The 24534-nt window shown below is 66.5% G+C and carries 32 protein-coding genes; 24 read left to right on the top strand and 8 right to left on the bottom strand.

Annotated elements, in window-relative coordinates; genetic code table 11:
* Positions 1-2 precede the first annotated feature (2 nt).
* The 14 genes from tuf to ASC98_RS03865 all read left to right on the top strand — a co-directional run.
* Positions 3-1147, top strand: a 1145-nt coding sequence (tuf, locus tag ASC98_RS03805) for an elongation factor Tu (RefSeq protein ID WP_056806959.1), incomplete at its 3' end; no start/stop codon positions are given.
* 27 nt (positions 1148-1174) lie between these two features.
* On the top strand, positions 1175-1312 hold the full coding sequence (locus ASC98_RS31230) for an elongation factor Tu (protein WP_082004417.1): 138 nt from the start codon (positions 1175-1177) through the stop codon (positions 1310-1312).
* A 113-nt stretch (positions 1313-1425) separates the two neighbouring features.
* Positions 1426-1740, top strand: a complete 315-nt coding sequence (gene rpsJ / locus ASC98_RS03810; RefSeq protein WP_047506357.1) for a 30S ribosomal protein S10 — start codon at positions 1426-1428, stop codon at positions 1738-1740.
* A 216-nt stretch (positions 1741-1956) separates the two neighbouring features.
* Positions 1957-2628 carry a 50S ribosomal protein L3 gene (rplC, locus tag ASC98_RS03815; protein ID WP_056809648.1) on the top strand — a complete coding sequence of 224 codons (672 nt, stop codon included), beginning with the start codon at positions 1957-1959 and terminating at the stop codon, positions 2626-2628.
* On the top strand, positions 2628-3248 hold the full coding sequence (rplD, locus tag ASC98_RS03820; protein WP_056809651.1) for a 50S ribosomal protein L4: 621 nt from the start codon (positions 2628-2630) through the stop codon (positions 3246-3248). The genes rplC and rplD overlap by 1 nt, the downstream gene beginning before the upstream one ends.
* Positions 3245-3559, top strand: coding sequence for a 50S ribosomal protein L23 (rplW, locus tag ASC98_RS03825; RefSeq protein WP_047506361.1), 315 nt, complete (start codon positions 3245-3247; stop codon positions 3557-3559). Before rplD ends, rplW begins: the two co-directional genes overlap by 4 nt.
* A complete protein-coding gene (gene rplB, locus ASC98_RS03830) occupies positions 3559-4383 on the top strand; it encodes a 50S ribosomal protein L2 (RefSeq protein ID WP_056809653.1) in 825 nt (274 codons plus the stop codon). The genes rplW and rplB overlap by 1 nt, the downstream gene beginning before the upstream one ends.
* A gap of 9 nt (positions 4384-4392) precedes the next feature.
* Positions 4393-4671, top strand: coding sequence for a 30S ribosomal protein S19 (gene rpsS / locus ASC98_RS03835; RefSeq protein ID WP_047506365.1), 279 nt, complete (start codon positions 4393-4395; stop codon positions 4669-4671).
* Positions 4672-4682: 11 nt separating this feature from the next.
* Positions 4683-5012 carry a 50S ribosomal protein L22 gene (rplV, locus tag ASC98_RS03840; RefSeq protein ID WP_047586273.1) on the top strand — a complete coding sequence of 110 codons (330 nt, stop codon included), beginning with the start codon at positions 4683-4685 and terminating at the stop codon, positions 5010-5012.
* Between the two features lie 16 nt (positions 5013-5028).
* The gene (gene rpsC, locus ASC98_RS03845) at positions 5029-5949 is read left to right on the top strand and encodes a 30S ribosomal protein S3 (protein ID WP_056809657.1); all 921 of its coding nucleotides are present in this window, start codon (positions 5029-5031) and stop codon (positions 5947-5949) included.
* Positions 5950-5960: 11 nt separating this feature from the next.
* Positions 5961-6377 (top strand): 50S ribosomal protein L16, encoded by a 417-nt coding sequence (gene rplP, locus ASC98_RS03850; protein WP_047506369.1) that lies wholly within the window; start codon positions 5961-5963, stop codon positions 6375-6377.
* A 19-nt stretch (positions 6378-6396) separates the two neighbouring features.
* Positions 6397-6594, top strand: coding sequence for a 50S ribosomal protein L29 (gene rpmC, locus ASC98_RS03855; RefSeq protein ID WP_047585666.1), 198 nt, complete (start codon positions 6397-6399; stop codon positions 6592-6594).
* Entirely contained in the window at positions 6591-6878 is a 288-nt protein-coding gene (gene rpsQ, locus ASC98_RS03860) for a 30S ribosomal protein S17 (RefSeq protein WP_056809658.1), read from the top strand. Before rpmC ends, rpsQ begins: the two co-directional genes overlap by 4 nt.
* Positions 6879-6975: 97 nt before the next feature.
* A complete protein-coding gene (locus tag ASC98_RS03865) occupies positions 6976-7482 on the top strand; it encodes a peroxiredoxin (RefSeq protein ID WP_056809771.1) in 507 nt (168 codons plus the stop codon).
* A gap of 63 nt (positions 7483-7545) precedes the next feature.
* Here ASC98_RS03865 and ASC98_RS03870 read toward each other — a convergent pair whose 3' ends face one another.
* Together ASC98_RS03870 and ASC98_RS03875 are read right to left on the bottom strand one after the other, a co-directional pair.
* Positions 7546-8658, bottom strand: a complete 1113-nt coding sequence (locus ASC98_RS03870; RefSeq protein WP_056809659.1) for a YbdK family carboxylate-amine ligase — start codon at positions 8656-8658, stop codon at positions 7546-7548.
* Between the two features lies 1 nt (position 8659).
* The gene (locus ASC98_RS03875) at positions 8660-9943 is read right to left on the bottom strand and encodes a cation:proton antiporter (protein ID WP_056809661.1); all 1284 of its coding nucleotides are present in this window, start codon (positions 9941-9943) and stop codon (positions 8660-8662) included.
* A gap of 205 nt (positions 9944-10148) precedes the next feature.
* On the opposite strand from ASC98_RS03875, the gene htpG reads away from it, so the two are divergent.
* Positions 10149-12029, top strand: a complete 1881-nt coding sequence (htpG, locus tag ASC98_RS03880; RefSeq protein ID WP_056809663.1) for a molecular chaperone HtpG — start codon at positions 10149-10151, stop codon at positions 12027-12029.
* A gap of 4 nt (positions 12030-12033) precedes the next feature.
* Here htpG and ASC98_RS03885 read toward each other — a convergent pair whose 3' ends face one another.
* The 3 genes from ASC98_RS03885 to ASC98_RS03895 form a co-directional block, all read right to left on the bottom strand.
* Positions 12034-13068 carry a serine/threonine protein kinase gene (locus ASC98_RS03885; RefSeq protein ID WP_056809665.1) on the bottom strand — a complete coding sequence of 345 codons (1035 nt, stop codon included), beginning with the start codon at positions 13066-13068 and terminating at the stop codon, positions 12034-12036.
* Positions 13069-13106: 38 nt separating this feature from the next.
* Complete coding sequence (locus ASC98_RS03890; RefSeq protein ID WP_056809667.1) at positions 13107-13922, bottom strand: DUF2726 domain-containing protein; 816 nt, start codon at positions 13920-13922, stop codon at positions 13107-13109.
* A 159-nt stretch (positions 13923-14081) separates the two neighbouring features.
* Entirely contained in the window at positions 14082-14792 is a 711-nt protein-coding gene (locus tag ASC98_RS03895) for a GNAT family N-acetyltransferase (RefSeq protein ID WP_056809669.1), read from the bottom strand.
* A gap of 312 nt (positions 14793-15104) precedes the next feature.
* Between ASC98_RS03895 and rplM the strand changes: the two genes are divergently transcribed.
* The 5 genes from rplM to erpA all read left to right on the top strand — a co-directional run bounded on the left by rplM (position 15105) and on the right by erpA (position 17725).
* Complete coding sequence (rplM, locus tag ASC98_RS03900) at positions 15105-15533, top strand: 50S ribosomal protein L13 (protein WP_056809671.1); 429 nt, start codon at positions 15105-15107, stop codon at positions 15531-15533.
* Between the two features lie 9 nt (positions 15534-15542).
* Complete coding sequence (gene rpsI / locus ASC98_RS03905) at positions 15543-15935, top strand: 30S ribosomal protein S9 (protein ID WP_056809673.1); 393 nt, start codon at positions 15543-15545, stop codon at positions 15933-15935.
* A gap of 156 nt (positions 15936-16091) precedes the next feature.
* Complete coding sequence (locus tag ASC98_RS03910; protein WP_056809676.1) at positions 16092-16802, top strand: DUF6776 family protein; 711 nt, start codon at positions 16092-16094, stop codon at positions 16800-16802.
* A gap of 73 nt (positions 16803-16875) precedes the next feature.
* A complete protein-coding gene (locus ASC98_RS03915) occupies positions 16876-17304 on the top strand; it encodes a polymer-forming cytoskeletal protein (protein WP_056809677.1) in 429 nt (142 codons plus the stop codon).
* A 43-nt stretch (positions 17305-17347) separates the two neighbouring features.
* Positions 17348-17725 (top strand): iron-sulfur cluster insertion protein ErpA, encoded by a 378-nt coding sequence (gene erpA / locus ASC98_RS03920; RefSeq protein WP_047506389.1) that lies wholly within the window; start codon positions 17348-17350, stop codon positions 17723-17725.
* Between the two features lie 73 nt (positions 17726-17798).
* Here the strand turns inward: erpA and ASC98_RS03925 are convergent, their stop codons facing one another.
* Both ASC98_RS03925 and ASC98_RS03930 read right to left on the bottom strand, forming a co-directional pair.
* Positions 17799-18905, bottom strand: coding sequence for an anhydro-N-acetylmuramic acid kinase (locus tag ASC98_RS03925; protein ID WP_056809679.1), 1107 nt, complete (start codon positions 18903-18905; stop codon positions 17799-17801).
* Between the two features lie 45 nt (positions 18906-18950).
* Positions 18951-20330 carry a M23 family metallopeptidase gene (locus ASC98_RS03930; RefSeq protein WP_235581159.1) on the bottom strand — a complete coding sequence of 460 codons (1380 nt, stop codon included), beginning with the start codon at positions 20328-20330 and terminating at the stop codon, positions 18951-18953.
* 249 nt (positions 20331-20579) lie between these two features.
* On the opposite strand from ASC98_RS03930, the gene tyrS reads away from it, so the two are divergent.
* From tyrS to dtd, 4 genes are read left to right on the top strand one after another with little or no spacing between them, the layout of a single operon-like run.
* Positions 20580-21806 (top strand): tyrosine--tRNA ligase, encoded by a 1227-nt coding sequence (gene tyrS, locus ASC98_RS03935; RefSeq protein WP_056809681.1) that lies wholly within the window; start codon positions 20580-20582, stop codon positions 21804-21806.
* 5 nt (positions 21807-21811) lie between these two features.
* Positions 21812-22171: a DUF5329 family protein gene (locus ASC98_RS03940; protein ID WP_056809683.1), complete on the top strand. Its 360-nt coding sequence runs from the start codon at positions 21812-21814 to the stop codon at positions 22169-22171.
* Complete coding sequence (locus tag ASC98_RS03945) at positions 22171-23070, top strand: cation diffusion facilitator family transporter (protein ID WP_056819662.1); 900 nt, start codon at positions 22171-22173, stop codon at positions 23068-23070. The genes ASC98_RS03940 and ASC98_RS03945 overlap by 1 nt, the downstream gene beginning before the upstream one ends.
* Positions 23067-23510, top strand: a complete 444-nt coding sequence (gene dtd, locus ASC98_RS03950) for a D-aminoacyl-tRNA deacylase (protein WP_056809687.1) — start codon at positions 23067-23069, stop codon at positions 23508-23510. Before ASC98_RS03945 ends, dtd begins: the two co-directional genes overlap by 4 nt.
* Before the next feature lie 6 nt (positions 23511-23516).
* Here the strand turns inward: dtd and ASC98_RS03955 are convergent, their stop codons facing one another.
* Complete coding sequence (locus tag ASC98_RS03955) at positions 23517-24488, bottom strand: tripartite tricarboxylate transporter substrate-binding protein (protein ID WP_056809689.1); 972 nt, start codon at positions 24486-24488, stop codon at positions 23517-23519.
* Positions 24489-24534: the final 46 nt, after the last annotated feature.

Raw genomic sequence — 24534 nt, forward strand, 5'->3', positions numbered from 1 at the left:
AAATGGCAAAAGGCAAATTCGAGCGGACCAAGCCGCACGTGAACGTTGGCACGATTGGTCACGTGGACCATGGGAAGACGACGCTGACGGCGGCGATCACGACGGTGCTGTCGGCRAAGTTCGGTGGCGAGGCGAAGGCCTATGACCAGATCGATGCGGCGCCGGAAGARAAGGCYCGCGGCATCACGATCAACACCGCGCACGTCGAGTACGAGACGGCGAACCGCCACTACGCGCACGTCGACTGCCCGGGGCACGCCGACTACGTGAAGAACATGATYACGGGTGCGGCGCAGATGGACGGCGCGATCCTGGTGGTGTCGGCCGCTGACGGCCCGATGCCGCAGACGCGCGAGCACATCCTGCTGGCCCGCCARGTSGGYGTGCCGTACATCATCGTGTTCATGAACAAGTGCGACATGGTCGATGACGCCGAGCTGCTGGAGCTCGTCGAGATGGAAGTGCGCGAACTGCTGGACAAGTACGACTTCCCGGGCGACAAGACGCCGATCATCCACGGCAGCGCGAAGCTGGCGATGGAAGGCGACAAGGGCGAGCTGGGCGAAGGCGCGATCTTCAAGCTGGCCGAGGCACTGGACAGCTACATCCCGACGCCCGAGCGTGCGATCGACGGCGCGTTCCTGATGCCGGTGGAAGACGTGTTCTCGATCTCGGGTCGCGGCACGGTGGTGACGGGTCGCATCGAGCGCGGCGTGGTCAAGGTCGGCGAGGAAATCGAGATCGTCGGTATCTCGGCGACGCAGAAGACGACCTGCACGGGCGTGGAAATGTTYCGCAAGCTGCTGGACCARGGTCAAGCGGGCGACAACGTGGGCATCCTGCTGCGCGGCACCAAGCGTGAAGACGTGCAGCGCGGCCAGGTGCTGTGCAAGCCGGGCAGCATCAAGCCGCACACGCACTTCACGGCCGAGGTGTACGTGCTGAGCAAGGAGGAAGGCGGTCGCCACACGCCGTTCTTCAACAACTACCGCCCGCAGTTCTACTTCCGCACGACGGACGTGACCGGCGCGGTGGAGCTGCCGAAGGACAAGGAAATGGTGATGCCTGGCGACAACGTGAGCATCACGGTGAAGCTGATCGCCCCGATCGCGATGGAAGAAGGCCTGCGCTTCGCCATCCGTGAAGGNGGCAAATAGTCATCTGGGACAAGGAAATGGTGATGCCTGGCGACAACGTGAGCATCACGGTGAAGCTGATCGCCCCGATCGCGATGGAAGAAGGCCTGCGCTTCGCCATCCGTGAAGGCGGTCGCACCGTCGGCGCCGGCGTCGTCGCCAAGATCCTCGAATAAGGTGGAGTCATCGGTCGGTCGGGCGGGGTGCTTCGGCACCACGCCTGCCGGCCACTCACCCTCCATCGATTTCGCGATCCGCAAGGACCGCACGCTCTTTTTCAGGAACTGTCATGGCCACCAAGCAAAAGATTCGCATTCGCCTGAAGGCGTTTGACTACAAGCTGATCGACCAGTCGGCACTCGAGATCGTCGACACCGCGAAGCGCACCGGCGCGATCGTCAAGGGCCCGGTGCCCCTGCCGACCCGCATGCAGCGTTTCGACATCCTGCGCTCGCCGCACGTCAACAAGACCTCGCGCGACCAGTTCGAAATCCGCACCCATCAGCGCCTGATGGACATCGTCGATCCGACCGACAAGACCGTGGACGCGCTGATGAAGCTCGACCTGCCGGCCGGCGTCGACGTCGAGATCAAGCTGCAGTAATCGGCAGGGCCTGCGAGGAAGTGGTTGCGGCTTTGCCCGCAGCTGGCTAGAATCGCAGGCTTTCCGAAGTAGCCGGCCTTTCGAGGCCGGTCTGGTATTTGCCTTTCGGGGCAAGTCACCACCAAGTCAGCCCGGCCAATCGATGTCGGGCATGTCAAACAAAGGCTTCCAAGCGCTCCCAGTTGTTGGGGGTGGCGCGGGGGCTGGAGAATATTCATGAGTCTTAGCGAACAAGTCGGTTTGCTGGGCCGCAAGGTGGGCATGATGCGCATCTTCACGGACGACGGCGATGCCGTTCCCGTGACGGTGCTCGATGTGTCGAACAACCGTGTCGTCCAGGTCAAGACCGAAGCCACCGACGGCTACAACGCCATTCAAGTGGCGTTCGGCGCGCGCAAAGCATCGCGCGTCATCAAGCCGGCAGCCGGCCACTTTGCGAAAGCAGGGGTCGAAGCCGGTGAAGTCCTGAAGGAATTCCGCGTCACCGCCGACGTCGTCGCAGGCTTCAAGCCCGGCGCGCAGGTTCCGGTGACGACGTTTGCCGTGGGCCAGCTCGTGGACGTGCAGGGCACCTCCATCGGCAAGGGCTTCACGGGCACCATCAAGCGCCACAACTTCAGCTCGCAGCGCGCGTCGCACGGCAACAGCCGTTCGCACAACGTGCCGGGTTCGATCTCGATGGCACAGGATCCGGGTCGCGTGTTCCCGGGCAAGAAGATGTCCGGTCAGATGGGCGACGTCACCAAGACCGTCCAGAACCTCGACGTCGTCCGCATCGACGAAGCCCGCCAGCTGCTGCTGGTCCGTGGCGCGGTGCCCGGTGCGAAGAACGGCCATGTGGTCGTGCGCCCCGGCGTCAAGGTGAAAGCCAAGAAGGGAGCCAACTGATGCAACTCGAGCTCCTCAACGACCAAGGCCAGGCGACCTCCAAGGTCGACGCGCCCGACACCGTGTTCGCCCGCGACTACAACGAAGCCCTGGTCCACCAGGTCGTCGTCGCATTCCAGGCCAACGCCCGCCAAGGCACGCGCGCCCAGAAGGACCGCGCCGTCGTGAAACACTCGACGAAGAAGCCGTGGCGTCAAAAGGGCACGGGCCGCGCCCGTGCCGGCATGACCTCGTCGCCGCTGTGGCGCGGGGGCGGCCGGATCTTCCCGAACAGCCCGGACGAGAACTTCACGCACAAGGTCAACAAGAAGATGTACCGCGCCGGCATGGCCGCCATCTTCTCGCAGCTGGCCCGTGAAGGCCGTGTCGCGGTGGTCGATTCGATCAGCGTCGACTCGCCCAAGACCAAGCAGCTCGCCGCCAAGTTCAAGGCCATGGGCCTCGACTCGGTGCTGGTGATCGCCGACCAGGTCGACGACAACCTGCTGCTCGCCGCACGCAACCTCGCCAACGTGATGGTGGTCGAGCCGCGTTACGCCGATCCGCTGTCGCTGGTCTTCTTCAAGAAGATCCTGGTGACCAAGGGCGCGATCGAGCAACTCAAGGAGATGCTGGGATGAGCACGACCAAGCATGACGAGGGCCGCCTGGCCCAGGTGCTGGTGGCGCCGATCGTGAGCGAAAAAGCCACGTCCGCTGCCGAAAAGCACAACCAGGTTCTGTTCAAGGTGCTGCGCGATGCCACCAAGCCCGAGATCAAGGCTGCAGTCGAACTGCTGTTCAAGGTCGAGGTCGAGTCGGTGCAGACCGTGATTCAAAAGGGCAAGGTCAAGCGCTTTGGCCGTTCCATCGGCCGCCGCGACCACGTCAAGAAGGCGTATGTGTCGCTGAAGGCTGGCCAGGAGCTCAACTTCTCCGGGGAGGCCGCGTAATGGCCGTCATCAAAGTCAAACCGACATCGCCTGGCCGCCGTGCCGTCGTGAAGGTGGTTCACAGCCACCTCTACAAGGGCCGTCCGGAAGCGTCGTTGCTCGAACCGCAAATGCAGAACGCGGGTCGCAACAACAACGGCCACATCACGATGCGCCACAAGGGCGGTGGTCACAAGCACCACTACCGCGTGGTCGACTTCGTGCGCAACAAGGACGGCATTCCGGCGAAGGTCGAACGCATCGAGTACGACCCGAACCGCACGGCGCACATCGCGCTGGTGTGCTACGCCGACGGCGAGCGCCGCTACATCATCGCCCCGCGTGGCCTGGATGTCGGTGCCACCGTGCTGAGCGGCGCCGAAGCGCCGATCAAGGCCGGCAACACGCTGCCGATCCGCAACATTCCGGTGGGCTCGACGGTGCATTGCGTCGAACTGCTGCCGGGCAAGGGTGCACAGATCGCACGCTCGGCCGGCACTTCGGTGACGCTGCTGGCACGCGAAGGCACCTACGCCCAGCTGCGCCTGCGCTCCGGTGAAGTGCGCCGCATCCACATCGACTGCCGCGCGACGATCGGCGAAGTCTCCAACGAAGAGCACAACCTGCGCCAGTACGGCAAGGCCGGTGCGCGTCGCTGGAAGGGCATCCGTCCGACGGTTCGCGGTGTCGCGATGAACCCGGTGGATCACCCGCACGGTGGTGGTGAAGGTCGTACCGGCGAAGGCCAGGTGCCTGTGTCGCCGTGGAACACGATGACCAAGGGCTACCGCACTCGCAACAACAAGCGCACGCAGACGTTCATCGTCTCGCGTCGCAAGAAGTAAGGGGCTGCCATGACCCGTTCGCTCAAAAAAGGTCCGTTCGTTGACCATCACCTGATGGCCAAGGCCGAGAAGGCCGCGGCCATCAAGGACAAGAAGCCGATCAAGACCTGGTCGCGTCGCTCGACGATTCTTCCCGACTTCATCGGGTTGACGATCGCGGTGCACAACGGCAAGCAGCACGTGCCCGTGTACATCACCGACCAGATGGTCGGCCACAAGCTCGGTGAATTTGCGCTGACCCGCACGTTCAAGGGCCACCCGGCCGACAAGAAGGCCAACAAGAAGTAAGGATGACGACGATGGAAACCCGTTCAATCGTTCGCGGCGTCCGCCTCTCTGCCGACAAGGGTCGGCTGGTGGCCGACATGGTCCGCGGCAAGAAGGTCGACCAGGCGCTGAACATCCTGACCTTCACGCCCAAGAAGGCAGCCGGCATCATCAAGAAGGCCCTGGAGTCGGCGATCGCCAACGCAGAGCACAACGACGGTGCCGACATCGACGAGCTCAAGGTCAAGACGATCTTCGTCGAGCAAGCCGCCACCCTCAAGCGCTTTTCCGCACGGGCCAAGGGCCGCGGCAACCGCATCAGCAAGCCGACGTGTCACATCTTCGTGACCGTGGGCAACTGAGCGCAGAAGGAAAACCATGGGACAGAAAATCCATCCGACCGGTTTCCGGCTGCCGGTTACCCGCAACTGGGCTTCGCGCTGGTACGCATCGAACGCGAATTTCGCGACGATGCTGGCCGAAGACCTGCGCGTCCGCGACTTCCTGAAGGCTCGCCTGAAGAGCGCTGCCGTGTCGCGCATCCTGATCGAACGCCCCGCCAAGAGCGCCCGTGTCACCATCTTCTCGGCACGTCCGGGCGTGGTCATCGGCAAGAAGGGCGAGGACATCGAGAAGCTGAAGGCTGAACTGACGCGCCGCATGGGCGTGCCGGTCGCGGTCAACATCGAAGAAGTGCGCAAGCCCGAAATCGATGCACAGCTGATCGCCGACAGCATCACCCAGCAGCTCGAAAAGCGCATCATGTTCCGCCGCGCGATGAAGCGCGCGATGCAGAACGCGATGCGTCTGGGCGCCCAGGGCATCAAGATCATGTCGTCGGGTCGCCTGAACGGCATCGAAATCGCCCGCTGCGAGTGGTACCGCGAAGGCCGCGTGCCGCTTCACACCTTGAAGGCCGACATCGACTACGGCTTCTCCGAAGCCAAGACGACCTACGGCATCATCGGCGTGAAGTGCTGGGTCTACCGTGGCGACCGCCTCGCCAATGGCGAAGTGCCGCAACTGAAGGCCGAGGTGCCTGAAGACGACCGCCGTCCGCGTCGCAACACGCGCCCCGGCGCCCCGGCTGGCCGTGGCCGCCCGGGTGGCGGTGCCGGTGACCGTGGCGACCGCGGTGGTGATCGCGGCGGAGACCGTGCCCCCCGCCAAGGTGGTGCCCCGGTTGAAGGCAGCGACAAGCCGGCCGAGGCGACGGGTGCTCCCGCCACCGACGCGCCGACCAGCGCAGCCAAGCGCGTGCGCAAGGCCCCCGACGCCACCGGCTCGGGCAAGGCCTAAGGAGAACTAGCATGATGCAACCGTCTCGGCGGAAATACCGCAAAGAGCAGAAGGGCCGCAACACCGGCGTCGCCACCCGTGGCGCGAACGTGTCGTTCGGTGATTTCGGCCTGAAGGCCACGGAGCGTGGTCGCCTGACCGCGCGCCAGATCGAGGCCGCACGTCGTGCGATCTCGCGCCACATCAAGCGTGGCGGCCGGATCTTCATCCGCATCTTCCCGGACAAGCCGATCTCGCAAAAGCCTGCCGAAGTCCGCATGGGCAACGGCAAGGGCAATCCGGAGTACTACGTCGCTGAAATCCAGCCCGGCAAGGTGCTCTACGAACTCAACGGTGTGCCCGAAGAGCTGGCCCGCGAAGCGTTCAAGCTGGCTTCGGCCAAGCTGCCGCTGAGCACCACCTTCGTGTCGCGTCAGGTCGGCTCTTGAGGCCTGACTGGAGAAACACATGAAAGCATCTGAACTCCGCACCAAGGACGTCGCCGGCCTTGAAAAGGAAGTGGCTGACCTGCTGAAGGCCCATTTCGGTCTGCGCATGCAGAAGGCGACTCAGCAACTGACCAATCACTCGACGCTGGGCAACACGCGCCGCGACATCGCGCGTGCGAAGACCATCCTGGCCGAGAAGAAGAGGGCTGCCAAATGAGCACCACGCAAACCACGACCGAAGCGCCGCAGAAGAACACCCGCACGCTGGTGGGCAAGGTCGTCAGCGACAAGCGCGCCAAGACCGTCACCGTGCTGATCGAGCGCCGCACCAAGCACGAGCTGTACGGCAAGATCGTCGGGAAGTCGAGCAAGTACCACGCCCACGACGAAAAGGGCGAGTACAAGCTGGGCGACGTGGTCGAGATCGCCGAAGGCCGTCCGATCTCCAAGACCAAGTCCTGGGTGGTCACGCGCCTGATCGAGAAGGCGCGCGAAGTCTGATTTGAGTTGACCCTGGGGCCTTCGTCAGAAGGCCTCCCGAAGACGGTCGGAACGCTGGGATACTGGCGTCCGGCCGTTTTTTCATTTGGAGATCCGCATGCTCAAAGTTGGTGACAAGCTGCCCGCAGGCTCGCTGCAGGAATTCATCGAGGTCGAAGGCAATGGCTGCAGCCTGGGCCCGAACACCTTCGACGTCGAGAAGGAAACCGCCGGCAAGAAGATCGCGATCTTCGCGCTGCCCGGCGCCTTCACGCCGACCTGCTCGGCCCAGCATGTGCCGGGCTACGTGAAGAACGCCGACGCGCTGAAGGCCGCCGGCGTCGACGAGATCTGGTGCTTGTCGGTCAACGACGCGTTCGTGATGGGCGCCTGGGGCCGCGACCAGCACACGCAGGGCAAGGTGCGGATGATGGCCGACGGCAGCGGCACGTTCACGCAAGCCGCCGGCCTGACGCTGGACCTGGTCGCGCGCGGCATGGGCGTGCGCTCGCAGCGCTACTCGATGCTGGTCGACAACGGCGTCGTCAAGACGCTGAACATCGAGGCGCCGGGCAAGTTCGAGGTCAGCAACGCCGAGACGATGCTGGCTCAAGCCAAGGGTTGATTCCGGGGCCCGGATGCCAATCCGGGTTGTCCGGGAAACGCCGCTCCGCGATTCGCATCCGGGTCACGGCATCCAGCGGTCCGCGGCGCTGTGCACCACCGACGACAGCGGCTCGCCCGTTGCACGCAGCCCGCGCAGCCACTGCGCATCGTTGCCTTGCCGCAGGCTGTCCCGGATCAGGTTGCTGGCGTCGAGCGAGCGCAAGTCCAGCGCATGTTCGTCGACCCGTGCGAGCGTGCGCACGATGTTGTCGCGCAACTTTTCGCGCTGCTTGGTCTGCGGGTCGACGATCTCGCCGTCGAGCCCGAAGCGGCAGGCCTGGAAGCGGTTGAAGGTGTAGACAAGGTAGTCGTCTTCCGACGGCTCGAACGGCCGCTCCTCGCGCAGGTAGCGGCAGATCGCCTGCAGGTAGCAGGCGAGTGCCGCGGCCTTGTCGACGTCGAGCGGCGTGTCGCACACCCGCAGCTCGATGGTGCCGAACTCGGGCTTCGGGCGGATGTCCCAGTAGAAATCCTTCATCGACTGCACGACGCCGGTGCTCGTCATCTTGTCGAAGTACAGCCCGAAGTCGTCCCAGGTGGTCACGAACGGCGCGCGCCCGGACAGCGGAAACGCGAACACCGAGTTCAGCCGCGCCGAATCGAAGCCGGTGTCGACGCCCTGCACGAACGGTGACGACGCGCTCAACGCGATGAAGTGCGGCACGTAGCGCGACAGCGCATGCAGCAGCCACAGTGCGGTGTCGCCGTCTTCGCAGCCGACGTGCACGTGCTGGCCGAACACGGTGAACTGCTTGGCCAGGTAGCCGTACAGCTCGCTGATGTAGTGGAAGCGCTCGGTCGGGAAGATCTGCTGGTCGCTCCAGTGCTGGTAGGCATGCGTGCCGCCGCCGGCGATGCCGATGTTCAGCTTGCGGGCGGCCTGCGAGAGCTGCCCGCGCAGGTCGTGCAGCTCGGCGACCAGCCCGCTGTGCTCGCGCTGGATCGAGGTGCCGATCTCGATCATGCTGCGCGTGATCTCGGGCTTCACGTCCCAGGCGCCGGAGTGCTTCGCGAGCACGCGCAGCAGGTCTTCCGCCTGCGGTGCCAGGTCGAAATCGTGCGTGCTGACGAGTTGGAGTTCGAGTTCGACGCCCAGCGTCAGCGGCTCGGAGGTGGTGAATTCGGCGAGTGCCATGTCAGGGAGCCTTTGTCTTCGGGACGGGCGCGCACTCCTGCGCCAGGTCGCGCACCGCGCGCTCGGCCAGCAGCGGGCCGATGAACTGCAGCAGCGTGGTCGAGATCAGCAGCGCCTGCAGCACGCCGCCATTGGCGCCGGGCAACTGCGACGGCCAGCCGAAGGTGTCGGCGGTCAGCAGCACCGCGAGGCTGCTCATCGGCTGCAGTGCGATCGTCAGCGCGCCCGCCTGGCGCCAGCCGAGGCCGCTCGGCCGCGTCAGCACGGCGATCGCGATGCCCTTGCCGATCAGCCGCGCGACGACGATCACCAGCACCCACGGCCACAGCGTCGTGAAGCCGTCGAGCGTGAACAGCATGCCCAGGCAGATGAACAGCAGCACGCTGAGCGTGGCACCGGCCGTGCCGAGCTGCGGCTCGACGGTCAGGCCGTGCGCCATCCGCGAGCGCGCCACCATGCCGGCCACCAGCAGCGCCAGCAATGGCGACAGCCGCCATTGGGCCGCCAGCATCGCCGCGATGATGACCAGCGCGATCTGCAGCACCGGCGCGGTGGTCAGGCCGCGCACCTGCTTGGTCAGCTGCGTCAGCATCCAGCCGGCTGCGACGCCGAGCAGGAACGAGCCGCTGACCACCAGCAGCGCGCTGGTGATGGCGGGTTCGAGCCCGACGGGCTCCACGCCGACGCCACCGCTGGCGGCGAGCACGCCCCAGGCCTTCAGCGCGACCACCGCGAGCACGCTGTTGATGGCCGACATCATCAGCAGCCGCTCGGTGACCTGTCCGCGCGGGCGCATCTGGTGCACCAGCGCCAGCACGATGACCGGCGAGGTCGACATCGCGACGGCGCCGGCCAGCGCGGCCGAGATCGACGGCGCATCGAAGGCCAGCAGGCCGACATACACCGCGAGGCCGGACAGCACGCCTTCGAGCACGCAGGTCAGCGCGAGCCAGGGGTTGTCGATCAGCCAGCGCGGCCGGATCCGGCTGCCGAGCTCGAACACCAGCACGCCGATGGCCAGGTCGATCAGCGGCTTGACCGGGTCGAGGTCGGTGCGCTCCAGCAGCCGCAACGCCAGTGGGCTGGCCAGCGCGCCGGTCAGCATGTGGCCGCACAGGCGCGGCAAGCGGAAGCGCCGCCTCAGGATCTCGCCAAGCACCACCGCCACGACCATCACGATCGCAAAACCCAGCACCGGGTCGATCCCGCGCAAGCGGTCGAGGGTCCAGGAGGCGGTGGCGGCGGAGGGGGCGAACCAGTTCTCGAACGTGGAAGACAGGGACATGCGTCGGCAGCAGAGCGAAAGATGAGACGGCCGCCCGGATCCCCGGCAAGGATCGGGGAAACTTCGGGGCCTTGAAGGTAACCGTATCCGACCTCAGGTGCAGTGCCTCCGTGGCGCGACTTCGTGTCAGACAGCGCCTACAGGTTGGCTCGCCAACATTCGCTCCGACGTTCGTCCTCAACCTCATTTCAGCTGCGGCAAGACCATGGACAAGCAAACACTTTCCTTCCAGGCCGAGGTCAAGCAGATCCTGCACCTCGTTACGCATTCGCTCTACTCCAACAAGGAGATCTTCCTGCGCGAGCTGGTCTCGAACGCGTCGGACGCCTGCGACAAGCTGCGCTTCGAGGCGCTGAACAACGCGGCGCTGTACGAAGACGCGCCGAACCTCGAGGTGCGCATCGCGTTCGACAAGGCCGCGAAGACGCTGACGATCACCGACAACGGCATCGGCCTGTCGACTGACGAAGCGGTGGCCAACCTCGGCACCATCGCGAAGAGCGGCACGCGCGAGTTCATGAGCAAGCTCGAAGGCGACCAGAAGAAAGACGCGCAGCTGATCGGCCAGTTCGGCGTCGGCTTCTACAGCGGTTTCATCGTGGCCGACCGCATCACCGTCGAATCGCGGCGCGCCGGCCTGCCGGCCGAGCAGGGCGTGCGCTGGAGCTCGGAAGGCAGCGGCGACTTCGAGGTCGAGACGATCACGCGCGCGCAACGCGGCACCTCGGTGATCCTGCACCTGCGCGACGGCGAGGAAGAGTTCCTGACGGCCTGGAAGCTGCGCTCCATCATCGGCAAGTACTCCGACCACATCTCGCTGCCGATCCTGATGCAGAAGGAAGAGTGGGACGCCGACAAGCAGGAGCAGGTGGTCCAGGAGGAGTGGGCGCCGGTCAACAAGGCCGCGGCGCTGTGGACGCGCAGCAAGAGCGACATCACGCCGGAGCAGTACACCGAGTTCTACAAGCAGATCAGCTACGACACCGAAGCGCCGCTCGCGTTCACGCACAACCGCGTCGAAGGCCGCAGCGAATACACGCAGCTGCTGTACGTGCCGGCGAAGGCGCCGTTCGATCTGTGGAACCGCGACAAGCGCGGCGGCGTGAAGCTCTACGTGAAGCGCGTCTTCATCATGGACGACGCCGAGGCGCTGATGCCGGTCTACCTGCGCTTCGTGAAGGGCGTGATCGACAGCGCCGACCTGCCGCTGAACGTCTCGCGCGAGCTGCTGCAGGAAAGCCGCGACGTGAAGGCGATCCGCGAAGGCTCGACCAAGCGCGTGCTCGGCATGCTGGAGTCGCTGGCCGACAGCGAGGACGCCGCCGAGCGCGCGAAGTACGCGGCGTTCTGGAAGGACTTCGGCGCGGTGCTGAAGGAAGGCGTCGGCGAAGACCATGCGAACCAGGAGCGGCTGACCAAGCTGCTGCGCTTCGCGTCGACGCATGCCGATGAAGGCGTGTCGTTCGCCGACTACCTCGGCCGCATGAAGGAAGGCCAGGACGCGATCTACTACATCACCGCCGACAACCTGGCCGGTGCCAAGAGCAGCCCGCAGCTCGAGATCTTCCGCAAGAAGGGCATCGAGGTACTGCTGCTGGTCGACCGCGTCGACGAATGGCTGCTCAGCCACCTGTACGAGGTCGAGGGCAAGCCGCTGCAGAGCGTCGCGAAGGGCTCGGTCGACCTCGGCAAGCTGCAGGACGAGGCCGAGAAGAAGCAGGCCGAAGAGGTCGCGACCGCGTTCCAGCCGGTGCTCGACCGCCTGAAGGAAGCGCTGAAGGATCGTGCGAAGGACGTGCGCGCGACCTCGCGGCTGGTCGACTCGCCGGCCTGCCTGGTCGTCGAGGAGGGCGACATCAGCGGGCACCTGGCGCGCCTGCTGAAGCAATCGGGCCAGAGTGCGCCGAAGACGAACCCGGTGCTCGAGGTGAACGTCGAACACGCGCTGGTGAAGCGGCTCGAGACCAGCGCGCAATTCGACGAGCTGGCGAACATCCTGTTCGACCAGGCGGTGCTGGCCGAAGGCGGGCAGCTCGAGGACCCGGCGGCCTATGTGCGCCGCGTCACGGCGCTGTTGACGGCCTGACCGCTCAGTAAGCGGGGCCGCCGAAGGCCGGCGGCTCCCGCAGCGTCGCGATCTGCTCGCGCAGGCGCACCGCCTGGTCGGTCCAGTAGACCGGCGCGCCGAACCACGGGAAGGCGATCGGGAACGCGGGGTCGTTCCAGCGCCGGGCGAGCCAGGCGCTGTAGTGGATCATCCGCAGCGTCCGGAAGGCTTCGATCAGGCGCAACTCGCGCCAGTCGAACTCCATGAAGTCCTCATAGCCGCTCAGCAGCGCATGCAGCTGGCGGGTCGCGACGCTGCGCTCGCCCGACAGCAGCATCCACAGGTCCTGCACGGCCGGGCCGGACAAGGTGTCGTCGAGGTCGACGAAATGCGGGCCGGCCTCGGTCCACAGCACGTTGCCGGCGTGGCAGTCGCCATGCAGCCGGATCGTGCGCGTGTTGCCGACGGCATCGAAGCAGGCGGCGATCTCGGCCAGCGCATCGCGCGCCGCGCGCTCCCAGCCGGGCTTCGCATCGGGCGGGATGATGTCGCCGGCGAGCAGCCAGTCGAGCGGGCCCTGGCCGTAGGTCGCGAGGTCGAGCGTCAGCCGGTGCGAGAACGCCGACTTCGCGCCGACCAGGTGCATGCGGCCGACGAAGCGGCCGATCCACTCCATCGTGGCCTCGTCCTCCAGCTCGGGCGCGCGGCCGGAGCGGCGCTCGGTGATCGCGAAGCGGTGCGGGTCGGCGCCACCGGTGTAGTGGCACAGCGTCGAGGTGGTGCCGCTCTGCTCGCTGGTCAGCGACCACGGGCTGACGACGGGGATCTCGGCGGCGGCGAGTTCGTTCGCGAACGCATGCTCCTCGAGGATCTGCGCGTCGCTCCAGCGGCCGGGGCGGTAGAACTTCGCGACCACGACGCGCTTGTCTTCGAGGAACACCTGGAAGACGCGGTTCTCGTAGGAGTTCAGCTGGATCAGCCGGCCGTCGCCGCGCAGGCCGACCGAATCGAGGGCGTCGAGGACGACTTCCGGCGTGAGGCCGGCGTAGGGGGTTTCAATCGGCGATGCGGATGACATGCACGCATCGTAAGCGGCAGCCGCGCTGCCGCCGCGATTCAATGCCGCGTGCTCGACGCGTAGTGCGGCGGATCGACGACGACCCCGCCGACATCGTCGCCCAGCGTGCTGTCGCCGGGGTTGGTCGTCGCGAACGCCGGACCCTGGCGCGACGTGGACTTTCCGCTGCGCTCGGTGAGCCCGGAGAACTCGCTGCTCGAGAAGGCATCGAGCCGGCTGTCGGGGGAGAAGAACGAATCCTGGAACAGCGTCGAATCGCTCCACAGTGCGGTGCGCTCGGCGCGCTTCGTCGCGACCGTGGTCGCCAGCGTGTCGCGCGCCTCGTGCAGCGTGTGCGTCGGCGCGGGTTGCGGTGCGCGCGACGCGGCGCCGCTGTGCGGCACCAGCAACTGCAGTTCAGCGATCGACGGCAGGTGCTCGGTGGAGCAGCGCAGGTAGCGCACGCGGCAGGCGGCCAGCACCGACTGCTTGATCTGTTGCAGCCGGCGCGAGCCGCCGCGTTCGACATCGAGGTCGATGGCGGCCAGCACGCGGCCGTTGGCACTGCAGACCGCGAAGGTCACGTGGTTGGAGCCGAGCAGGTCGAACCAGAAGCGAACCTCGGACGGATCGTTGGGCTGGCAGAAGCGCACCAGCGGCAGCTTGGACAACACGATGTGATGCGGCAGCGCTTCACGCAGCAGGCGGTAGATGCGGCGCTCGTCGGTGCTGAACACGGGGCGGGCGGTCAGCGCCCACTCGGTCGGCAGCGGCTTGGGTTGCGGCGGCTTGCGCCCGCGCCACAACAGCACGAGGAGCGCGAGGGCCAGCAGCACGGTGACTGCCAATGCGGCGATCCAGGGCAGGACTTGCATGATCAGGGCACAGACTCGAAGAGGGTCCATCGGACCGGGGCCGAAGGCACCCGTCGAGCGACGAACCGAAGGCATCCTAGCCGTCGGCCCTCGGGGCCGCATCCCCCACATCGGGGCCGTACAGTTGTCAGAATGGTGTCTGAAAACTGATTTCGTCGCTCATTGTGACGCGATGCGGCGTGTGCCGCTCACGTGGGCCTTCACTTCGGTGACGGTGTCAAGCAGGTCGCCCATGCGTTGTGCGTGGCGCTTGAGCTGGTAGTTCAGTTCGGCGGCGTGGCGTTCCATCAGCTGGCCCATCTGCGACGCCAGGCTGTCGGGCGGCAGCTTCAACCAGGCCTCCGACTCCGACCCGTCGCGCTGAACCAAGGCGCCGGCGCGGCGGGCGATCTTCAGCATCGCGACGTTCTCGCTGAGCGCATGGATGAACAGCCGATCGCAGCCGCGGTTGCGCGCCTGCAACACGGCGCGTTCGAACAGCCGGGCGCCATAGCCACGGCCGCGCGCGTGGCCGGCGACCGAAACGCCGAATTCCGCCATCGCCGCGTCGTCGGGCCGGCTGACCGGCGCGTAGGCCAAGTGCGCCAGCGCTATCAGCTGCAGGCGCCGGTTGAAAATGCCGAACAACTCGTCGCGTTCGAAGTCCAGCGACGCGACGTAGCGCTCGATCTGGACATCCGTGGCCGGATAGCCGAATCGAAGATAGCGGTCACTTTCATTCAGCGCGAGCAAGTGTGCTGAAATTCGCTCCCGATGGCGTTCGGACATCGAGCGGATCGGCACCCAGCTGAAGCGTGGAGCTTCGGGCGTACCGCCAGGGTTCGACGCGAGAGGCGACGAACGTTCGGGGGCGGTGGCGGTGCTGCTCATGGCGGGGTGTTGGTGGAAACCCTAATGTACCAGTTCAGGCATTCTCTTGCGAGCGCGTGCAGGCAGGCGGCGCCTCTAGCCAGTCCTGGCATTGATCCGCTACACTAGAAGGCTTTTCCGTCATGGCCCGGAGAGAACCGTGGAGTTGCGCAAGGGAAACCTCAGCAAACCACGGGATGGCGAGTCCTCCAGACCCGCCGCGACGCCGTCCTGCCTGAGAGGCTGCCTGAACAAGCAGCACCGATCGCAGCGAAGGAAGTCAGGCCGTAATCCGCTGGTCGCATGTCGCGACCGGCTCATTGAAAGAACCTCATGAAGACCTTCAGCGCCAAGCCGGCCGAAGTGACGCACGAGTGGTTTGTACTTGACGCCACCGACAAGGTGCTCGGACGTGTTGCCAGCGAAGTGGCACTCCGTTTGCGCGGCAAGCACAAGGCCATTTACACGCCTCACGTCGACACCGGAGATTTCATCGTCGTCGTCAACGCAGACAAGATCCGCGTCACGGGCAACAAGGCCAACGACAAGGTGTACTACCGTCACTCGGGCTTCCCGGGCGGTATCTACGGCACCAAGTTCAAGGACATGCAAGCCAAGCACCCCGGCCGCGCGCTGGAAAAGGCCGTCAAGGGCATGCTGCCCAAGGGCCCGCTGGGCTTTGCGATGGTGAAGAAGTTGAAGGTGTATGCCGGTGACACCCACCCGCACGCCGCCCAGCAGCCCAAAGTGCTGGAAATCTAAGGAGCGGCCATGATCGGAGAATGGAACTACGGAACCGGCCGCCGCAAGTCTGCGGTGGCGCGCGTCTTCATCAAGAAGGGCACCGGCCAGATCGTCGTCAACGGCAAGCCCGTCGACAAGTACTTCGGCCGGCAGACTTCCATCATGGTCGTGCGCCAGCCGCTGGTGCTGACGGCCAACGATGCGACGTTCGACATCAAGATCAACGTGCATGGCGGTGGCGAATCCGGCCAGGCCGGCGCAGTGCGCCACGGCATCACCCGCGCCCTGATCGACTACGACGCCGCGCTGAAGCCGGATCTGAGCCGCGCCGGCTTCGTGACCCGCGATGCGCGCGAGGTCGAACGCAAGAAGGTCGGTCTGCACGGCGCTCGTCGCAGGAAGCAGTTCAGCAAGCGCTGATCGACGCGACGCCCAGGCGTTGCAACAAGGGGCCGCTTTCGAGCGGCCCTTTTCGTTTTCTGGGGTCGCCGTTCCGGCAAGGTTTGGAAACAAGCGCGCCGATGGCCGCTTCTACAATCCCTAGCTTCTGTCCCGACCTCATGCCGTACTGACCTCATGCGCTGGAAACTGCTTCGTCGTCGCATGTCCATCAGCGCACCGCGCATGATCGTCAGAAGCCACCTGCCGTGGCCGTTGCGTTGGGCGGTCGTCGCCCTGGTCTTCGGCTTCTCCGCGGCGCTCGCGCTGTGGGCCTTCGAGTTCGGCAAGGACATCGCCGGCCTCGACCGCGACGCCAAGGCCGAGCTGGGTCAGTTGCGGATCGAGGTCGCGCAGTTGCGCGCCGAACGCGAAGGCGCCCAATCGGTCGCCAACACCGCCGGCAGCCTGCTGCGCACCGAGAAGGTGGCGCAGGACCGTCTGGCCCAGCAACTGAAGCAGCTCGAGTCCGAGAACATGGCGCTGAAGGCCGACCTCGGCTTCTTCGAGCGCCTGCTGCCCGCTGGCACCGCTGAGGCCTTGACAGTGCGCGCGCTGCAGGCCGAAGCCAAGGCGCCGGGACAACTTCGTTACCAATTGCTGGTGATGCAGATGGGCAAGTCGGCTCCGGAATTCACCGGCCGCTACGACATCGTGCTCACCGGTCTGCTCGATGGAAAACCCTGGACGCTGTCGATGCCGAACGGGGGCTTGCCGCTCGCCGTGAAGCAGTACCTCCGTCTCGAAGGAATGATCGATCACCCGCTGCAGGCCGTGGTAAAAACCGTGCAGGTCAAGGTCATCGACAGCCGCGGCGCCGTCAGAGCGACGCAGATGCTCAAGCTCTGACGCCAGCCTCCGAAGACCCTGGCAAGCGCCACAAAGACGGCACCCCTCGTTGGATCACGTTGGAGCAACCACCATGTTCGGTAAAACCAAGCAGCCTCCCATCCGCACCCTGATCGGCGAGGGCACCGTGATCACCGGCGAATTGCGCTTTGCCGACGGCCTGCGCATCGACGGCGAAGTGCAGGGCGACGTGATCGCCAGCAGCGAGGCCTACAGCATCCTCGTGATCAGCGAGAAAGCCAGGGTGGTCGGCAAGGTCAAGGCCGGCCACGTGATCATCAACGGCACCGTGATCGGCCCGGTTCTGTCGGATCAGCTGCTCGAACTGCAACCCAAGGCCAGCATCGTCGGCGATGTGCGCTACGAATCGCTCGAAATGCACCAGGGTGCCCGCATCGACGGCGAACTCCACCCGTTGAAGGCCGACGAAAAAGCCCCTTTGAAACTGGCCACCGCGAACGCGGGGCCGGCGATCAATCCCACAACGGCACAAGCGGCGTGAGCTCGGCGGATAATCGGTCCGTTCGTCTCCCAAGGAATACCCCATGAGCGCAGTTGCAGAAAACCTCCAGAGCCTTGATTCCAGCGAGCCGCCGGTGCCGCTGGTGTTCACCGACAGCGCCGCGAGCAAGGTCAAGGAACTGGTCGACGAAGAAGGCAATCCCGAGCTGAAGCTGCGGGTCTTCGTGCAGGGCGGCGGTTGCTCCGGCTTCCAGTACGGCTTCACCTTCGATGAAATCGTCAACGACGACGACACGCAGATGAGCAAGAACGGCGTCACGCTTCTGATCGACGCGATGAGCCTGCAGTACTTGGCCGGTGCCGAGATCGACTACAAGGACGACCTCGAAGGCGCGCAGTTCGTGATCAAGAATCCGAACGCGACGACGACCTGCGGTTGCGGGTCGAGCTTCTCGGTCTGATTCGCTTCGTCTTCCGTTCCCTTCCCGCCAGGCCGCTTTCGAGCGGCCTTCGTCGTTCTTGGGGGATGGTGGTCTACGCCGGATAGAGCGCGCCCAGCACCCGCGGACCGCGCGCCCCGGTGACCGCCACCAGGTTGCCCGCCTCGCGCCGCACATGCGCCCGGGCCAGCCAGGCAAACGCGGCCGCTTCGACCTCGCTGGCCGGCAGGCCGCGCTCATCGCTGCGGACCACCTGGCGGCGCGGCAGCAGCGCGGCCAGGCGACCCATCAACAGGTCGTTGAAGGCGCCGCCGCCGCACACCACCACCTCCGGCGCCGTGGCCGCGTGGCGGTCGACCGCGTCGGCGCAGGCCTGGGCCGTCAGCTCGCACAGCGTGGCCTGCACGTCTTCCGGGCGCAGCGCATGGCCGACGCGCGACAGCTGGTCGTCCAGCCATTCCGGATTGAACAGGTCGCGGCCGGTGCTCTTCGGCGGTGTCAGCGCGAAATAGGGATCGGCGCGCAGCTGCGTCAGCAGGCTCGCCTCGACGCGGCCCGAGGCGCCCCAGGCGCCGCCGGCATCGAACGGGCGGTGGCAATGGCGCTGGCACCAGTGGTCCATCAGCGCGTTGCCGGGCCCGCAGTCGAAGCCGATCGTCTGCCCGCCGTGCGCGGACCAGGCCGTCAGGTTGCTGATGCCGCCGATGTTGAGCACCGCGCCGGCACGGTCGACCTGGCCGAACACCGCGCGATGGAAGGCCGGCACCAGCGGCGCGCCTTGGCCGCCAGCGGCGATGTCGCGGCTGCGGAAATCCGCGACGACATCGATGCCCGTCAGCTCGGCCAGCGCAGCCGGAGCGTTCACCTGCACGGTGTAGGGCAGCTCGTCGCCCGGCCGATGCCGGACCGTCTGCCCGTGGGCGCCGATGGCCCGGATGTCGGCTGCGCCCAGGCCGGCCTGCATCAGCAGCAGGCTCACGACGCCGCCGTAGACCTGCACCAGCGCATGCCCGGCATGGGCCGCGCGGTTCAGCTCATCGTCGCCGGCGCGCTGCAAGGCCATGAAGGCCTCGCGCAAATGCGCAGCAAAGGGAAGGTGGGCATGCGCCAGCACCGTCATGCGCTCGTTGCTGAAATCGGCGATCACGCCGTCCACGCCGTCCAGCGAGGTGCCGGACATCAACCCGATGTAGCGTTCCATCGCGCGATGGTAGCCGCGCTGCGGGCCTCGCGAGGCCCGCCGGGATTACTCGGCGTCGCCGGTGTAGTTCGCGAGCGATTCGGCGCCCTTCAGCTGCTCGCGCCAGGTGCCGGTGACCTTCGACAGCTCCTGCTGCGCTGACGCGGTCAGCACGATCGCTTCGGAGGTCTTCGCGACCACCAGCGGATCCTGCTGCTGGCCCTTCACCTTGAATTCGAAGTGCAGGTGAGGCCCGGTCGCCCAGCCGGTCATGCCGACGTTGGCGATGTGCATGCCTTGCTCGACGCGCTGGCCGACCCGCACGTCGATGCGGCTCAGGTGGGCATAAACCGTCTCGCGGTCGTTGCTGTGGCGCAGCTTGACGACGTTGCCGTAGCCGTTCTGCCAGCCGGCGAACTCGACCACGCCGTCGCCGACGCTGCGCACCGAGGTGCCGGTGGGTGCGCCGTAGTCCACGCCCAGGTGGGCGCGCCAGTTCTGCAGGATCGGGTGGAAGCGCATCGAGAAGCCCGAGGTCACGCGCGAGAACTCCAGCGGGCTCGCGAGGAACGCACGGCGCTTGCTCTGGCCGTCGAAGCCGAAGTAGCCGCCCTTGCCGGACGGGTCCTTGAACCACACGGCCGAGTAGCTGCGGCCGTTGTTGACGAACTCGGCGGCCAGCACGCGGCCGGCGGCCTGGTTCCAGGTGATCACCTCGCCATCGGCGGTCAGCGCTTCGTAGACGACGCTGAAGGTGTCGTTCTTGCGCAGCTCGCGGCGGAAGTCGATGTCGGTCGAGAAGATCTCGGCGACCTGCACCGCGACCGGATCGGGGATGCGCGACTCGTCGGTGGCCGCGAACAGCGAGCTGTGGATCGTGCCGCTGCCCAGCCGCACCTGGGCGGCCAGCGGCGCCAGCTCGACCTTGGCCTCGAAGCGGCCGTCGACGCGCTTCACGCTGAGGCGGGAGAAATGGGTCGACCACTGGGTCGGATCGGCGGGCGGGAAGCGCGCGACCAGCTCCTCGAGCTGGCCGGAGGCGTCGCTGCGCACCTGCACCATCTTGCCGGCGCGGCCTTCGAGCAGCAGGCGGGCGGTCTTGTCCGTGCGCAGGAAGGCGGCCGCCGCGACATCGGTCACGTTCACGCGGCGCAGCAGGCTGTCGGCGGTGTCGGCGTTGCGGGTCAGGTCGCTGCGGTAGAGCGACAGGTCGTGGCTGGCCAGCACCTCGAGCTGCGATCCGACGTCTTCCGGGGTGACGCTTTCCGTCACCACGCGGCGCGGCAGGTCGGACGCATCGGGTGCCATCGGCGCGATGGCGAAGGCAGTGACGCCGGCGCCCATCAGCAGCGCGACCACCATGCCGGCGAGCGTGCGCGGATGGCGGTGGACGAAACGGTGGGTGGTGGAGCCGGCCGAGGCCAGTGCTTGATCGAGAGAATCCAACGAATTCACGGCTGTGAAGGGGCGATGAAGCCCTGTCTGCAAGCACACCGCCATCGGACGCCGCGCTCTGGTCTGTCTTGCTGCCTGCAGGCGTCCACTAGAATCGCGGTCGCTTGCGGGCCCCTGTGTCTGGAGGGGGGCCGGCACCTCGGAAGCGGCGCAGTATAGCCACCGACTTCCGCGCCAATGTTTCCGGCGCTATTCCCGGAATAACCCCACAAGTTCGTTCTGCAACCGGCCTCGAAAACCATGTCCGCCCAGCCGCCTTTTCCGATCACCGACCGCACGCGCGAGGCGCTGGCGGTGTCATTGAGGGGCTGTGACGAGCTGTTACCCGAGGCCGAATGGCTGAACAAGCTTGCACGCTCTGAAGCAACAGGCGTGCCATTGCGGATCAAGCTCGGCCTCGACCCGACCGCGCCCGACATCCACATCGGCCACACGGTGGTGCTGAACAAGATGCGCCAGCTGCAGGACCTGGGGCACACGGTGATCTTCCTGATCGGCGACTTCACGTCGATGATCGGCGACCCGTCGGGCCGCAACAGCACCCGCCCGCCGCTGACCCGCGAGCAGATCGAGGCCAACGCGCAGACCTACTACCGCCAGGCGGCGCTGGTGCTGGACGAGAGCCGCACCGAGATCCGCTACAACTCCGAATGGAGCGACCCGCTGGGCGCGCGCGGCATGATCCAGCTCGCGTCGCGCTACACGGTGGCCCGCATGATGGAGCGCGACGACTTCACGAAGCGCTTCAAGGCCGGCACGCCGATCAGCGTGCACGAGTTCCTGTACCCGCTGATGCAGGGCTACGACTCGGTCGCGCTGAAGAGCGACCTCGAGCTCGGCGGCACCGACCAGAAGTTCAACCTGCTGGTGGGCCGTGCGCTGCAGAGCGAGTACGGCCAGGAGCCGCAATGCATCCTGACGATGCCGCTGCTCGAGGGGCTGGACGGCGTCGACAAGATGTCGAAGAGCAAGAACAACTACATCGGCATCACCGACGCGCCGAACGACATGTTCGCGAAGATCCTGTCGATCAGCGACACGATGATGTGGAAGTACTTCACGCTGCTGAGCTTCCGCCCCGAGGCGGAGATCGCGGCGCTGAAGGCCGAGGTCGACGGCGGGCGCAACCCGAAGGATGCGAAGGTGCTGCTCGCCAAGGAGATCACGACCCGCTTCCACAGCGCGGCGGCGGCCGAGGCGGCCGAGGCCGACTTCAACAACCGCGCGAAGGGCGGCATCCCCGACGTGATCGACGAGATCGCGCTGTCGGGCGCGCCGCTGGGCATCACCGCGCTGCTGAAGCAGGCCGGCCTCGCACCGTCGACCAGCGAGGCCGGGCGACTGATCGAAGGCGGCGGCGTGCGCGTCGACGGCGACGCGGTCAGCGACAAGGGCCTGAAGCTGAACGCCGGCACCTACGTCGTGCAGGTCGGCAAGCGCAAGTTCGCGCGCGTCACGCTGGGCTGATCGCGATGCGGCGGCGGATCGTTCTCGTCGGCCTGCTGGCGGGCGCCTTCGCGCTGGCGGCACGGGCGGCGCCGACCGAGGCCGAACGGGCGCGCATCGAGCGGCTGATCGCCTACGTCGCCGGCCAGACCGGCCTGAAGTTCGTCCGCAACGGCAGCGCCCATTCGCCGGCCGACGCGGCGAAGTTCCTGCGCGGCAAGTTCGACAAGATGGGCGAGCACGTCAACACCGCGCAGCAGTTCATCGACGAGATCGCGAGCCGCTCCAGCACCACCGGGCAGGCCTACCTGATCCGCTTCGCCGACGGCCGCACCGTGCCGGTGGCGCAGTTCCTCGGCGACGAGCTCCGGCGCATGGACCGCTGATGGGCGCGCCGCTGGGTGTCGAGGCACTGCTGCGCCTGTCGGTGGTCGCGGCGCTCGCGACCATCGGGCTGAAGACCTGGGCCTGGGGCGTCACCGGCTCGGTCGGCCTGCTGTCCGATGCGATGGAGTCGCTGGTCAACCTGGTGTCGGCGCTGTTCGCGCTGCTGATGGTGAACATCGCCCGCCGCCCGGCCGACGAAGACCATCCGTCGGGCCACACGAAGGCGGAGTACTTCTCGAGCGGCTTCGAAGGCATGCTGATCGCCGCGGCCGCGGTGAGCATCGTCTGGGCCGCGGTGCAGCGTTTCGCGCACCCGCAGCCGCTCGAATCGCTCGGCTGGGGCCTGACGCTGTCGATCGCCAGCTCGGCGATCAACGGCCTGCTGGCGTGGCAGATGATGGCCGGCGCGCGGCAGCACCGGTCGATCGTGCTGGAGGCCGATGCCCGCCACCTGATGACCGACGTCTGGACCTCCGCCGGTGTCGTCGCCGGGCTGCTGCTGGTGCAGCTGACGGGCTGGCTGTGGCTCGATCCGCTGCTCGCGATCGGCGTGGCGCTGAACATCCTGCGCGAAGGCGGGCACCTCGCCTGGCGCTCCATCGAGGGGCTGATGGACAGTGCCGTCGAGCCGGAGATCCGCGAGCAGATCGACGGCACGCTGGCGCAGTTCGCCCCGCACCCGATCCGCTTCGACCACGTCGTCACGCGGCGCGCCGGGCAACGCCGCTTCATCGACCTGCACATGCACGTGCCGGCCGACTGGACGCTCGGCCGTGCGGCCGCACTGCGCGCCGATGTCGAGCAGGCGCTGATGCACGACGTGCCCGGGCTGCGGGCGTCGATCCAGCTGCTGCCGACGAATGTCGAGGCGCAGTCCACACAGGCGACCGCGACATGATCTCGATCGCGCAACGGGTGTCGCAGGCGCGCGTCGAGGTGGACGGGCAGGTGATCGGCGCGATCGACGCCGGCCTGCTGGTGCTGGTGTGCGCCGAGCCGCAGGACACGCCGGCCATCGCCGACAAGCTGGTCGCGAAGCTGCTGAAGCTGCGCATCTTCAGCGACGAGCAGGGCAAGATGAACCGCAGCGTCACCGACATCGGCGGCGGGCTGCTGGTCGTCAGCCAGTTCACGCTGGCGGCCGATACCTCGGGCGGCAACCGGCCGAGCTTCACCGCCGCGGCGCCGCCGGCGCTGGGCCGTGAACTCTACGAGCGTGTGCTCGCCACCGCGAGGTCACAGCACCCGAACGTCGCCAGCGGCGAGTTCGGGGCGGACATGAAGGTGCATCTCGTCAACGACGGCCCGGTGACCATCCCGATCACGTTGCGGGCCTGACGGAACTCAGTCTGCGTATTGACCTGCGGCCTTGATGATCGGGCCCCACTTGTTGATCTCGGCCTCGACGAACTTCTTGTGCTCGGCGCCGTTCACGCGCGCATCGGTCACGACGACCGCGCCCAGGCCTTCTTCACGCTTGATGAAGTCCGGGTCCTTCAGCGCGACCTTCAGCGCCGCGTTGATCTTGTCGGTGACGGCCTTCGGCGTGCCCTTCGGTGCGTACAGCGCGTGCCAGATGCTGACGTTGAAGCCCTTCAGCCCCGATTCGTCGAGCGTCGGCAGCTTGGCCAGTGCCGGCGTGGTCAGCCGCTTGGTGCTGGTGACCGCATAGGCCTTGATCTTGCCGCCGGCGATCTGGCTGGTGGTGTTGGTCGTCTGGTCGCACATCAGGTCGACCTGGCCGCCCAGCAGGTCGGTCATCGCCGGGCCGGTGCCCTTGTACGGCACGGTCGTCATCTCGACCTTGGTGGTGCTCATGAACAGCAGCCCGCACAGGTGCGAGGCCGAACCGAGGCCGGCATTCGCCAGGTTGACCTTGCCCTTGTTGGCATCGAGCCACTTGGTCAGCTCGGCGTAGTTCGTGGCCGGCAGCGACGGCTTGCCGATCAGCGTCATCGGCACCTCGTTGATCATGCCGAGGTACTCGAAGTCTTCCAGCGTCTTGTACTGCATGTTGCGGTACAGCGCGGGCGAGGTGCTCATGCCGATGTGGTGCAGCAGCAGCGTGTAGCCGTCGTTCGACGCCTTCGCGACCTTGGTCGCGCCCAGCGTGCCGCCGGCGCCGCCGACGTTGTCGATGATGATGGCCTGGCCGCCCAGCGGCTTGCGCAGCGCTTCGGCCAGGTCGCGCGCGACCTTGTCGGTCGGGCCGCCGGCGGAGAACGGGACGACGATGGTCACCGGCTTCTCGGGGTACTCGGCCAGGGCCGCGGTCGCCGTCAGCAGTGCGGCGCCGGCCAGCAGGAGTTTCTTCATGGTCGCGTTCCTTTCGAGCGAGCGTGTCGGTGGGTCAGAAGACCCG

This window comes from Rhizobacter sp. Root1238, from assembly GCF_001425825.1.
In the GTDB taxonomy this organism is placed as follows: domain Bacteria; phylum Pseudomonadota; class Gammaproteobacteria; order Burkholderiales; family Burkholderiaceae_C; genus Rhizobacter.